The organism is Sphingobacterium sp. WOUb80 (assembly GCF_050058145.1).
Classification (GTDB): domain Bacteria; phylum Bacteroidota; class Bacteroidia; order Sphingobacteriales; family Sphingobacteriaceae; genus Sphingobacterium.
On sequence record NZ_CP165617.1, the window covers coordinates 3,149,303 to 3,162,949 of the forward strand.

Sequence of the window (13,647 nt, forward strand, 5' to 3'; positions counted from 1 at the left end):
TGATCTATTGGTTAGAATTTAAAGGATAAACTCGCCAGTACTTCTGTCGGCTTCTGTGGCTTGCCATAGAAATCCCAATAATGGATATTGCCTAGGTTGTTGAGTTTCAATCCAATTCTATATTTGGGTTGATCATAAAATGCTGTCGCCCCGAAGACGGTATAAGCTGGCGTTGCAAATACCTCATCCAGATCCAGGTATACTTTATCGACGTGATTTAATCCCGCCCCTATACCAAAACCTTTGATGCGCCCGTCAAGAAACTTGTAGGAGGTCCATACGTTGGCAACATTTTTCGGTGTCCATACCATCCGTTTTCCTTGTGTGGAAGCTGTATTTTTGATGTATTTATTGTCATTATAGCCGTAGCCGACAATCACGTTCCAGCCGCGCAGCGGATTGGCAATAAAATCAAATTCAAAGCCGCGGCTCCGCGATTTTCCGTTCTGCACACTGATGCCATCAACCACCGTCCAAAGGATGTTAGATACTGCAATGTTGTAATAGCTGACGGTGGTATTGACTTTACCGCCAAACAGTTCGGCCTTGGCTCCTACTTCAAATTGATTGGCCTGCTCTGGTTTCCAGTTCATCATTTCAGGTTCGCCAGTCTCATTTTCATTGGCATAACCGCGCGAAGAGGCCAGGTTGGTAAAACTGTTCATGTAGTTTGCAAATACCGAGAGCTGATCTTTGATCGGCTGGTAGACTAATCCAATTTTTGGAGATACATTGGTCTGCTTATAGCCTTCCGTCGTTACCGCGGTACTTTTTGCCGGGTTGGCATTAGGAGTATAACTGTAAGAATCCCCATTGATATAATGATTGATCCGCAGACTCAGCATCACAAACAGGCGATCCGACAGGTTGGTCACATTGGACAGGTAAGCACTCAGGTTTTTGTAGCTGGAGCGGCTATAAGAGTCTCCGGGGCTATTTGCCGCCCGGGATTTTTGGATATCTGCCCGCGAGATCGGCTTCCATGCCGTATCTTTAATACCGATGGTATCATAGGTAATAAATGCCGGCGACATACTCTGATCGGTACTCTTGTAATACGAGTAATCCAGTCCGGCAACTAACGTATTTTTGACTTTACCCAAGTAGTAATCCCCTGTAAAATTTTGCTGTAAGGAGTTATAAGTCAAATTGTAGCGATCAAAAATACGATAACGACGCTGAATCTGGTTATCATTGAGGTAAGTAGGCACAAAGAAAATAGACTCTTTGTCCCCGCTCTGGTTGAACTGGTAAGATGTGCGTGACACCCAGTTTTCCGAAATGCGGTACTCCAGTTCCGTCCCCACGTTCATATTGGCCCGCGATGTAGTGATATCATCACTTAGCATGGCGCGGTCATAGGGAAGCGGAACTTTGTCCATGGTCCCGTAAGACAGCTTATTGGTATTCCTAACATAGGCTAATAGTGTTTTTTCGGGCACATAGATATCCGCATCAAAACGGACAGTGGTACGTTCGTTGGGTTTAAACAGGAGGCTTCCTGCAAATCCCATGGCCTTCTGTTTTCCGGCATCCTGAAAACCATCCTGCGTACTTCCCATCACGTTGAAACGCGCCAGAGCCGTCCGGTCTTTATTCAGCGGTGTGTTGATATCGGCCGTAATGCGGTTCATTCCCCAACTTCCAGTCGTATAGCCCACCTCACCGCGGAAAGATTCAAAAGGTTTCTTGGTCACATTATTGACCACCCCGCCATAGGAAGTCACCTGCGATCCAAATAAAGTAGCCGAAGGACCTTTGATCACCTCCACACGCTCAATATTAAAGATCTCGGATGTTGTACGCGGATTGCTCGGCAAGCCGTTCCGCATGGTCACATAAGCGTTAAATCCACGCATGAAAATCTGATTTCCACTGTCGTTGACCCCATTGCTCACCACCGCACCAGCAACCTGGCTCATAGCAGTGTTGTAATCTGTAGCGCCCAGTTCCTGGATCAGCTCCTTTGGAATGACCGAGTACACTTGGGCATTCTGCAGATTGGCCAGTGGCATACGCGAGATGTCTTCCGTTTCTTTCCGGGCAAACTTGTTTTTCTGGATATCCTCCACGACGACCTCCCGCAGTTCGTTATATTTTGATTCGATAATAATTGGATCAATGGATTGGCTGGATCCGGTTTCGATACGGACCGGCTTAGTGATGGCCGCATATCCCGCATAGGTAATGACCAGGGTATAATGCCCTGCCGGTGCCTCCAGTTTAAAGTTTCCCTGCTCATCCACACGGGTGCCAAAACGCGTATCGCGCAATACGATGGATGCATAAGCTAGGGGTTTATGGTCGGTCGTAAAGACCTGTCCACTAATTTTCCCCATTTGCTGTGCCAGCGCGACAAATGGAAAAATAAAGCTAAATAAAATCACCATTCCCAGCGATTGAAAATTGATGTAATTGTTTCTCATAAGATATATTGTCTGTAGATTAATGATGAATTAGGCTGAAACACCGCGTTTCATTCCGTTCTGCTCTTGTTAAATTTGAAACAAGAAACTTCGTTATTTTTAATCAGTCTAAATAACTTTGCAAAAATAATATGTATTTTTGTTGAAATAGCAACGAGAAAACGAGTATTACACCAACGAATTTTGACCATGATAGACGAGAATCTGTGTTTCGGATCGGCCTTTGCGCATCGGCTGATTATGCTCCAGGAAGATTACCTGAGCATCATTATGGATAACATTAGCTATGCAGACATCAAGGAGCAGATCTGGAAGGACCGTGGTTATATTCTGATATATCGGGAGCTGAACTTAAAAAAGCCATTTGTATACCCTACTACGCACAAAAATGGGCTCTTAAAGATTCAGTTTGAACTGGAGGGTTATTCTTCTTACCGTCCAGTAAAGGAGTCGGACAGCAATTTACCGATTGAAATCAGGGCCGGGCAGTTCAATCTTTTTTACATGCCTTATGTGCAGGGCGATCTTCATTATACAATCGACAGACGTTGTATTGACCTCATGCTACCGCTGGATTTTCTTTCTACACTAGAGCTTGTCTGCCCCTTAATCAGGGAGCGATTTGAGCGGGCAGTTGCGCAGGCCAAGGGCTTTACCCTATTTGAAGAGGCACAGCCAATTCCGTTTAAAGTACGGGAATGCCTCAAAGAAATCGTCGGCAACACGATGCCCGTCAGCCTTTCGCGCTCCTATTTCCGGGTTAAGGTGCGGGAAATTATTCTGCTAGTATTGCTCCACTACTACGAAATGAGTTCGGGTCAACATAGCCAGCCACCAGAAATTAAGGGAGCAGAAAAAGCCTCCCTCATCAAACAGTGGATTCTCAAAAATCTGCATGAACCGATCGATATTGGTCTGCTTTGCAAGCAGTTTAATTCAAATCCGACAACGCTGAGCCGCATCTTTAAGCAGCACTTCAACAGCTCGGTGAAAAAATTCATCTGTCAGCGGCGTATGGAATGGGCCTTAGAAGCCTTGCAGAGCGGCAAATATACTATTAAGGAGATAGCAGGCTATTGCCGCTATGAGCATCCGCACCATTTTACCCATGCTTTTAAGAAGCATTTTGGAAAAACACCGCGGGACATGAAACTGTTCTGATTTCAAAGGCTTAATAGTTATGAAAACAAATATAATTTTTTCTAGCTAATTAGGTGTGTAACAAACTCATATAACCCTATCCGATTAAACACGTTTCAATAAACCGGATATAGCAAGCCCATGGATAATTAATGAATAAAAACGAATCAAAAAAAGACTAGTCTCACGACTAGTCTTGATTTTTACGAAACAACAAATTTTAAGTATTACCTAAAATTAGAAGTTATTTAGAACAATTCCAAATAAAAAAGTATTTAATTACAATCAATATTTACTTCTGCTATAGATATCTCTAACCAATTGCCACTTAAATCTATTCGTGAACAAATTCCCGAGCATCACCATATTCAAGAAAAGACAAATTAAAAACCGGTAAAATCATCCCAAAGCTAAATCACTGGCCAGTAACAAGCTGCGTCAAGCGATCCAATCTGGAGAAAAATTTTTCAAACGAAGCCACTCTGGCGTTGTTCTTCCTGAAAAAAGTATATATGGCACATTTAGAAGTAAAACCTAAAAACGGAGCACCTTGGTGGCTATGGCTCCTGCTTTCACTTATTGCATTGGGATTGGTCCTTTATTTTATCAACCGCTCCAACAGTGAAGCTAGATTAAATGGAACACCCGCCGATACAAGCGTTAACTCAGCCACTGCTCAAGGCGATACACTGGCGACGACAGTCCCCAACTGGAATTCGGTCGATTTTAACAGTGCTGAATCTACCGACCCAAATATTACAGATAAAGATATCAGGGTGAGGTCGAGCGATGGCTATACAATCTATTCCCTTGGTGAAAACATTTTGTTTGCGACAGATCAAAACACGATCCAGCACAATTCAGAGGCTAAACTCAGCCAGATCTCAACGACACTGGAAAAAGATTTTAGCGGCGCCTATGTTGGTGTATTTGGTAATACAGATTCAACAGGAACAGCATCGCACAATAAAGCGTTAGGTATTGAGAGAGCTACCGCCGTGAAAGACTGGCTTATGAATCATGGCCATATCGCGCCAGAGAAGATCAGCATACATTCACGCGGTGAAAATGCACCCGTTGCCACCAACGAAACCCCTAGCGGAAGAAATCAGAACCGAAACGTAGAAATTGTCGTTTTTCGGAACAAATAAGAATTGATAACAAAAACATTGAAAACATGGCATTAGAAGAAGAAAAAAAATATGATCATTTGATTGAACTCGGTGGAAGCGACTACGAAATTGTCGATGGCGAACCTGATATCAGAGGCTGGAAAGTGAAAAATGAAGCCGGCCAGCTGATCGGCAAGGTTGACGATCTACTCTTTGACCCCGAAAGCGAGCAAGTCCGCTATCTGATCATTGACCTCAACGACGCGGAATTTGTGATCGAGGAAGATAAGAAAATATTGGCTCCGATCGGTCTTGCTTCACTCTATGATGGCAAACAGATCCAGGCGAGCAATGATGAAGCCCCGGTAACACCTCCTATCGATCCTATCGATCATACCGTTATCTTCACCGCGGATGAAATCCCTACGGAAGAACCCGCTACGGATTATCTGTACAATCCTGCAGATGATGGCGAAGTCGTGGTGATCTCTGTCGCTGAGGACCAGTTGATCCGGTTACCCGCTTACCTACAGGATCATGTTGATCCGGAAACCGAACTGTCCGTCCGTCATATCTTTGAAGGCACCGGCGACGTCGGTTTTGTGGTAAGTTCCAACAGCTACGACCCTGCTGATTTTTACAGCCATTATCACTTTAATGAAGATAAATTTTACAGCCGAGGGCAACAGACAGAAAGTCTCCCGTCGGATCAGACCCAGCGTACGCGCAGGGTGGCTGCCCGATATGACAAAAGCACGGGGCATGAGCCAGGTACACTGGACAATAACGATAAATTATAAGCGTAGTGAACGATACGCCATATTCAGTATAAACGATACTGCACTCACGTTCATCAGGCTTAGATAAAACCATTTATCTAAGCCTGATTTTTTTTGAACTATCGACCTCTATCAACCGTATTCATTGAATATTATCGTTAAAATACCCACCCCGCCTGTATTTTTTAACCTTTCCTGCACCATTACTACGTAAATTTCTCCGCTTACCTGCAAACTGCATCATAATTGTACGATCTACAGTAAGTCAGTATAAATTTTAGTATATCAATCTAAATCGGTTATGAAAACAACATATAAAAACATCCACGAAAAGAATAGGCAAACCATCAGGAGGTATTATCAAAAATATAGCTGGTATAAACTGGACCGAGAGGAGCTCACACAAGAATTACTCATCCGTGGTGGATTTCTAGCAATTCTTACCTGGTTGTTATGGTAAGCTAAACATACATCAGCGGAGATATCAATTCACAATATCCAAACCATTTGCAGTTTTGTGTTGTCCTATCTGTAAACTTAAATCAACAACACATTGAATAGATTTGCCCGAATTGCTTTAAAAACAATATTGTGGATTATTGGCGGAATAATCGCGCTTTTTATTTTAATTGTTTTTCTGCTCCGCATGCCCTCCATACAGAATTATATCGCTGCAAAAGTAACCCATTACGTTGAAGGCAAGATCGGCACCCCGGTTAAAATCGGCTACATCAATATTGATTTTCCCAAAAAACTGGTACTAGAGGATATCTATCTCGAAGATCAAAGCAAGGATACCCTGGTGGCGGGAAAACGTATTGCTGTCGATATCAATATGCTGAAATTATTAAAAAATACAGTGGAAATCCAAAGTTTAGAAGCCGATGGCATTACCGCTAAAATACGCCGCACCTTACCCGACAGTGCCTTTAACTTTGATTATATCGTAAAAGCCTTTGCTTCTGAAAAAGAAAGTGAGCCTGCCGCCGATAGCACCTCTGCCCTTTTGTTCAACCTCGATAAGGTCAAGTTTTCGAAAATACATGCCGTATACGCCGATGAGGTCATCGGTACCAGTGCAGATATATACCTCGGCAGCCTGAATACCAACATCAAGAAATTTGAGCTGACCAAAAATATGGCTTTTGATCTGCCGAAAATCAACGTTGATGGGCTAAATGCCACTGTAAAGCAATGGAAACCAGCTGCCGATGGTACGGGCCCGTCGGTCGAAGATTTTGGCATTACCGACAAAACTGCACAGACAACTTCCCTGCTTCCCGATGTTGGGATCCATATCGTTGACCTACGCAATATGCTGGTCCGCTATGAAGACCAATCGAGTTCACTTAAATCCCAATTTATCCTAAAAAGTCTCTATGCAGACATCAATAAGATCGATCTAAACAAAGAAGTTGTCGACATCCAAAAGCTCGATCTAGACGGCTCAGACAATAATGTCCTGTTGGGAAAAATTCAAAACGCTGCGGCCAACGCGGCGACAGTCCAGGACGCAAAAAACAAGGAAGAAAAGACTAACGCCACCAAAGCAGATACCAGTGCGGCCACAAAGATGAACTGGGTCGTTTCGGCAAAAAACATCAACATCAATAATACCAGCATACGTTTCAAAGACGACAATCAGCCCCGCATCAAAGGGTTTGACTATTTTAACATCCACATGCCGGGACTCAAAACGCAACTGGCAGATCTATATTATAGCGCCGATTCCATCAGTGGATCACTGAAAGAGCTCGTCGCAGCTGATCACTCGGGCTTTGCGATCAAACAGCTGAAGGCCGATTTCAACTATACCGGTACAGGTGCTGAGATTAAAAATCTATATGCGGAAACTCCCCGCACGCTGATCCGCGATTATTTTCAGATAAGCTATCCCTCCCTGGACGTCATCACTAAACACCCCGAACTCGTCACTGTCAATGCCAATCTTACAAAAAGCCATATCGATATGCACGATATCCGTTTTTTTGCCCCTTTTCTGGACACGATGGAGGTGATGAAGCCCCTGCTTGACAAGAAGTTTTATATAGATACCCGCATTGCCGGCCGTGTAGATGACCTGCATATTCCTACTATTGATTTCCGCACCCTTTCCAATACTCGGCTGATCGCCAGTCTAGATCTTAAAGGACTGCCTGATATGGATAAACTGTCGGTAAACCTCAACCTGAAAAAGCTGACCACAGGTCGTTCGGATATCGAAAAACTGGTTTCCAAGTCGATGCTGCCAGCCGGGATCGAATTACCCAATACAATCGGCCTGAGCGGTACTTTTAAAGGCGGAATGGCTGCCTTCACAACCAAGCTGGCTTTAGTAACCGAAAAAGGTACAGTCAGATTAGATGGCCGGGTTGCTATGAGCAAGCGTGATACCAGCTACGATGCAGCGGTCAGTGTCCGTGACCTCGACATCGGTCAAATTATGAAGATGGACAGTACCCTGGGCATCCTTTCTTTTGAAGGCAAAATCAAAGGCAGCGGTACAGATCCTAAAAAACTAATCGCCAACTTTGACGGCAAAGTGAACCGGATGGATGCCATGGGTTACCGCTACCATGATATCGATATGGATCTTTCGGCAGACAAGGGCGCCATTAAAGCATCCATCATCAGTCCCGACCCGAATATCAAGCTGAAATTGGATGCCACTGCGCAGCTAGATGCAACCTATCCCAAAATTGCCTTTGAACTGATGGCCGACAGCATCAACCTCCAAAAGTTAAACTTGGTACAAGATGCCATCAGCTACCACGGCAAGCTCAGTGGCAATTTCAGCACTGCTGATCCAAACTTCCTCAACGGTGAAGCGCATATAACCAATTCGCTGATCCGATACAACAGCGATCGATATGCGCTGGACACGGTATCCGTCCTAGCAAAAGCTGACAGCAGCCTTAATCAGCTGCAGCTACGTTCCGATTTTCTCAATGCCCACCTAGTCGGCAAGTACAAAATTTTAGAATTACAAAGTGCCGTACAGGATCTCCTACAGCTATATTATAAACCCGAAAAGCCCGTCAATATTCCACCCTATTCGCCGCAGCACATCGAATTTTCGGCACAACTGACCCGAAATAGGCTTATTCAGGATTTTCTCCCAGAGCTGACAGAAATGAAAGCTATTACCCTAGATGGTCTCTTCGACAGTGAATCTAAAAATCTCTCGGCCAAACTAGATGCACCGCGTGTAGTATACGGCGGTACAGAAATCAATAATGTTACCTTGGACATCAACAGCCTGGATAGTGCCCTCTACTATTCGACTTTGATCAATAAAGTCAAAGTCAGCAGTATTGAAGTCACCAACACCATTCTTAGCGGAAAGATCGCACAAAACATCGTTAATCTTGGGTTATGGATCAAGGATAAACAAGGTAAAGAACAATATCACCTCGGTGCCGACATGCAGGCCAAAGATGGCCTATTTGTATTTAGCTTGCTTCAGGACGGCTTAATGCTCAACTACGATAAATGGGATGTAGCACCTAATAATACCTTAAAATTTGGCAACGCGGGCATACTGGCCGATAATTTCGTTCTGAGCAACAAGGGCCAGGAGCTGCGCATTGCTTCGCAGGACAGCATCCTTAATTCGCCGGTTGATGTCGCTTTTAAAAATTTCCGCATAGAGACCCTAAGCAAGATGGTCATGAGCGACAGTCTGGATATCGGTGGCGGCATCAACGGGCAGACCACACTCTCTCGATTGGAAAGTAGCCCAGTGTTTGTGGCAGACCTGACCGTGGATAAGTTTTACTTCGGAAAAGATACCGTGGGCAATGTCAATATCAAGGTCAACAATGAACGTGAAAACACCTATAACGCCCATGTGAGCATTACCGAAAACGGCAATAACCTCGTTCTTAGTGGCGATTTTATCAATCCGCCACAAGGCGATGCAGCGATGGACTTCACACTGGATATCGCGCCACTGACAATGAAAACCGTACAGGCTTTCAGCATGGGTAATCTCAAAGATTCCAAGGGCAACCTCGAAGGGCAGCTAAAAATAGCAGGCTCCCCTTCGAAACCGCAGATTAGGGGTGATCTTCATTTTAGAGATGCCGAATTCAATGTTGCCATGCTCAATGCCCTGTTCAAAGCAAAAGATGAACAGATCCGTTTTGACCAGAACGGCCTATCGTTCCCTAAATTTGAACTCGAAGACAGTAAAGGCAATATTGCGCAGGTCAGCGGTTCTATCAAGACACAGACCTACACCGATTTCGAATTTGACCTCGGCATCGCCATGGACAATTTTGAAGTCCTGAATTCCACACAGGCAGACAACGATCTCTTTTATGGAAAAATGTTTCTTGGCACCGATCTGCAAATTGGTGGAAATCTAGACAAACCGGTTGTGGACGGTACCATTAAGGTTCTTGACAGCACCGATTTTACCATGGTAATGCCCAACAACGATCCTGGCATGGCCGATCGGAAAGGTGTGGTCGAATTTGTGGATAAACGGGATACTGCTACCGCAAATGCGCTTGCCAGATTAGATTCTATGACCGTCACAAAACTTACAGGAATAGACGTCGATCTAAACCTACAGACTGATAAGGATGCCAAGTTTAAGATACTCCTTGACGCCGGTTCGCAAGATGCCCTAAACATTCAGGGCGAGGCTGAACTGAATGCAGGTATGGATGCCAGTGGCAAAATAACGATGTCGGGAACATTTACCGTGGAGCAGGGAAGCTATTCTTTCAGCTTTGGGCCTGTGAAAAAAGACTTTACCTTTCAGAAAGGAAGTACGATCACCTGGAATGGAGATCCATTGGACGCACAGCTCAATATTACAGCGGCATACACTTTAAAAGCCCCCACATTAGAACTTGTCGCGCCGCAGCTCGGCACGCAGAATGCAAATTTATATAAACAAAAGATTCCTTTCGATGTGCTGCTAAAAATCTCGGACAAACTGTTCCAGCCGCAGCTCAATTTTGACATCGATCTTAATGCCAACAATGCCATCGTTTCGCAGGACGTCATCAGCAAGGTTGACAATGCGCTTAGTACGCTTCGGGATAATCCTTCCGACCTCAACAAGCAAGTCTTTTCACTGATTGTACTGGGACGCTTTATGTCGGCCAATCCATTTGAGAGCCTTTCCGGAGGTGGCGGTACAGAAGCGCTTGTGCGAAATAGCGTCAGTTCGTTTTTAAGCTCGCAGCTGAACAGGCTGGCCTCAGATTTAATTACAGGTGTCGAGCTTGATTTCAACCTGACATCCGAAGATGATTACAGCACCGGAACGGCCCAGACACGTACCGACCTGAATATCGGCGTCTCCAAAATGCTGCTCAACGATCGCCTGAAAGTCAATATTGGATCTAACTTTGAAGTAGAAGGAAATTCACGTCCGGGGGAGGCTGCCAATAATATCGCCGGCGACATACAGCTGGATTATCAGCTTTCGCAGGACGGGCGGTACTTTGCACGCTTCTACCGCAAAAACCAATATCAGGTTACATTGCAGGGGCAATTTGTCGAAACCGGAATCGGTTTTATCATCACAATGGATTACAACCGATTTAAGGAAATCTTTATGCGTTCCAAAAAGCTCAAAGAATATTACAATACCGGCAGCAAGAAATTCAGGAAACGTTTTGACGTAGACCGCATGGAACAAGATTCGGCCTACCGGGACAGTGTCCGTACGGTGATCCGTGATAGCCTGATGCTCCATAGCCCGGAATATAGAAAACAGATAGAAGATCAGCAAAAAGAAAAGCAGCGCCGTCAGCAGGTAGACAGCAGTGCAAACAGTGGCCGAAAAAATAGTACGCCAGCAAATTTAGATACCATCAGAACCACAGCGATTAAAAATGAAGACGAAGAAAGGAGTTACCATGCAAATTAAATTCAAATCGATGATTGGCCTGCTTGTCGCAGGCGCTCTGCTTGCTTCCTGCTCGTCGACTAAAAACCTGCCCGAAGGCGATAGCCTTTATGTGAAGGGAAACGTTAAGATCGCTTCCGATACTATTCCAAAGAAAGACAAGGAAAAGCTGGCTACCTATCTGGCCGAATCGCTTCGCCCACAGCCCAACAAACGCGTTCTGGGCATGCCCTACAAGCTTTATTTTAACAACATGGCCGGCGATACGTCAAATAGCAATTTTATCAAGCGTTTTCTCAAAAAGATAGGTGAAGAACCCGTTTTGCTGAGCGATGTAAACCGGGAGTACAATGAGAATCTGCTGCGCAACCGGCTTGAGAATATCGGTTTTTTCAATGCGGAAGTTACTTCGGATACAATCGTCCAAAATAAAAAAGCTACGGTAGACTATACCGCCAAGCCCAATCTGATCTACCGAATCAAATCCGTCACTTTTGACGTCGACAGCAGCACGCAGCTGGGGCGCGATATCCGCGCAACTTCTTCCCGTAGCCTGCTACAGGTAGGCAAAAACTACAGTCTTGATGTTGTACTCAATGAACGCGACCGCATCGACAACGTCCTTAAAAATAAGGGCTATTATTATTTCAGCCCAGACTATATTCTGGTGCAGGTCGACAGCACCATCGGGGATCATAAAGTTAACCTCTATGTGACCGTAAAAAAGGAAACGCCCGAACAGGCAAGAATTGCGTCCAAAATCAATAAGATCTATATTTTCCCAAACTATACCGAAACCGGAGCTGGCTACCAGCAGTCACCGCGGAATGCCGAACTATTTGACAGCAGTTATTATTTTATTGACCCCAATCATACCTTCCGCAAACCTGTTATTGCCAATCATATCTTTTTCAAGGAGGGCGATCTATATAACCGCGATGCCCACAACAGGACCATCAGCCACTTGGTGAATCTCAACAGCTGGAAATTTGTCAAAAATAACTTTGTGGACAGCAAAGAGGTACCCAATGCGCTGGATGTATACTATTACCTCACTCCCCTGCCGAAGAAATCCGTCCGTGTAGAACTGCTGGGAAAAATGGCTTCGGTCTACAATGGGACCGAAGTAAATGTCAACTGGACCCTTCGGAATGCCTTTAAAGGCGCAGAAAAGCTCAATATCAACGTATTTGGCGGGTACGAAATACAAACAGGGGGCAATGCAGATCTGAACTCTAGTTATTTCCGCTACGGTACCGAGGCAACCTTGACGTTCCCGAGAATACTGACGCCGTTTGGCACCATCAATCCCTCCCGTCAATATATTCCGAATACCTATATCAAGGCACGTTACGAGTTTCTGAACCGCCGCAAAGCTTATACGCTCAATTCCATTGCACTGAGCTACGGCTACACCTGGCAGGAGAACGAAGAGAAACAGCATGATCTGGCACTTATGGAAATCACCTATGTGCAGCCTAAAGGAATTTCAGAAAGCTACAAAAAGCAGATGGATACTATTCCGGCGCTGCGCCATGTGCTCGACCCCCAATTTACGATCGGCCCGAATTACAACTTCACCTTCCAGAACACCATGAAAAAGCACCTGCGGAATACCTTTTATTTTAAAGGAAACCTGGACCTGTCGGGAAATATCCTGGGGCTTATCAAAGGTGCAGATTTTAACAAGGGGAAGACTTTTAAACTTTTTGATGCTTACTTCTCACAGTATGTCAAAGCAAGCGTCGATGGCAGACATTACTTCAAGCTCAGCGAAAACTCGCAGATCGCATCGCGTGTGAGTATCGGCATGAGCTACTCGTACGGCAACTCGCGTTCATTACCCTATCTTAAGCAATATTATGTAGGCGGACCGAATAGCATCCGTGCTTTTGGCGCACGCGCGATCGGGCCAGGCACCGTAGCTCCGGAAAGGCTGGGCAATGGACTTTTTTATGCCGATCAGACTGGCGATATCAAACTGGAGCTGAATACAGAATATCGGGCAAAAATTGCAGGTCCTGTCCATTGGGCCGCCTTTATCGATGCAGGCAATGTGTGGCTGCAGCGTGACGATGCGACCAAGCCGGGTGGAAAATTCAGCAAAGATTTCCTTCAGGAACTTGCCGTGGGCGGGGGACTGGGATTACGATTTGATTTTACCTTCCTGATTCTGCGTACAGACTTTTCTATACCATTTCGCATCCCCTATCTGCCAAAAGGCGAGCGCTGGGTGTTTAAGGATATTGACTTTGGAAGTTCAAGATGGCGAAAAGACAATCTAATGTTTAATCTCGCGATCGGTTATCCATTTTAATCTT

At 45.0% G+C, this 13,647-nt stretch carries 7 protein-coding genes; 6 read left to right on the top strand and 1 reads right to left on the bottom strand.

Features of this window, described 5'->3' with window-relative positions; genetic code table 11:
* Positions 1-11: 11 nt before the first annotated feature.
* A complete protein-coding gene (locus tag AB1Z56_RS13245; RefSeq protein ID WP_426792290.1) occupies positions 12-2,426 on the bottom strand; it encodes a TonB-dependent receptor domain-containing protein in 2,415 nt (804 codons plus the stop codon).
* Between the two features lie 189 nt (positions 2,427-2,615).
* On the opposite strand from AB1Z56_RS13245, the gene AB1Z56_RS13250 reads away from it, so the two are divergent.
* The 6 genes from AB1Z56_RS13250 (at position 2,616) to AB1Z56_RS13275 (ending at position 13,643) form a co-directional block, all read left to right on the top strand.
* The gene (locus tag AB1Z56_RS13250; protein WP_426792291.1) at positions 2,616-3,587 is read left to right on the top strand and encodes a helix-turn-helix domain-containing protein; all 972 of its coding nucleotides are present in this window, start codon (positions 2,616-2,618) and stop codon (positions 3,585-3,587) included.
* Between the two features lie 491 nt (positions 3,588-4,078).
* Entirely contained in the window at positions 4,079-4,717 is a 639-nt protein-coding gene (locus AB1Z56_RS13255) for an OmpA family protein (protein ID WP_426792292.1), read from the top strand.
* A gap of 26 nt (positions 4,718-4,743) precedes the next feature.
* A complete protein-coding gene (locus AB1Z56_RS13260) occupies positions 4,744-5,478 on the top strand; it encodes a PRC-barrel domain-containing protein (protein WP_426792293.1) in 735 nt (244 codons plus the stop codon).
* A gap of 280 nt (positions 5,479-5,758) precedes the next feature.
* The gene (locus AB1Z56_RS13265; protein ID WP_309362790.1) at positions 5,759-5,917 is read left to right on the top strand and encodes a hypothetical protein; all 159 of its coding nucleotides are present in this window, start codon (positions 5,759-5,761) and stop codon (positions 5,915-5,917) included.
* A gap of 93 nt (positions 5,918-6,010) precedes the next feature.
* Entirely contained in the window at positions 6,011-11,347 is a 5,337-nt protein-coding gene (locus tag AB1Z56_RS13270) for a translocation/assembly module TamB domain-containing protein (RefSeq protein ID WP_426792294.1), read from the top strand.
* Positions 11,313-13,643 (top strand): BamA/TamA family outer membrane protein, encoded by a 2,331-nt coding sequence (locus AB1Z56_RS13275; RefSeq protein ID WP_426792295.1) that lies wholly within the window; start codon positions 11,313-11,315, stop codon positions 13,641-13,643. Before AB1Z56_RS13270 ends, AB1Z56_RS13275 begins: the two co-directional genes overlap by 35 nt.
* The last annotated feature ends 4 nt before the right edge of the window (positions 13,644-13,647 follow it).

What these genes read in the sequence shown, in the direction of transcription:
- AB1Z56_RS13245 (WP_426792290.1), bottom strand. Translation starts at nt 2,426, where the DNA reads ATGAGAAACAATTACATCAATTTTCAATCGCTGGGAATGGTGATTTTA.
- AB1Z56_RS13250 (WP_426792291.1), top strand. Translation starts at nt 2,616, where the DNA reads ATGATAGACGAGAATCTGTGTTTCGGATCGGCCTTTGCGCATCGGCTG.
- AB1Z56_RS13255 (WP_426792292.1), top strand. Translation starts at nt 4,079, where the DNA reads ATGGCACATTTAGAAGTAAAACCTAAAAACGGAGCACCTTGGTGGCTA.
- AB1Z56_RS13260 (WP_426792293.1), top strand. Translation starts at nt 4,744, where the DNA reads ATGGCATTAGAAGAAGAAAAAAAATATGATCATTTGATTGAACTCGGT.
- AB1Z56_RS13265 (WP_309362790.1), top strand. Translation starts at nt 5,759, where the DNA reads ATGAAAACAACATATAAAAACATCCACGAAAAGAATAGGCAAACCATC.
- AB1Z56_RS13275 (WP_426792295.1), top strand. Translation starts at nt 11,313, where the DNA reads ATGAAGACGAAGAAAGGAGTTACCATGCAAATTAAATTCAAATCGATG.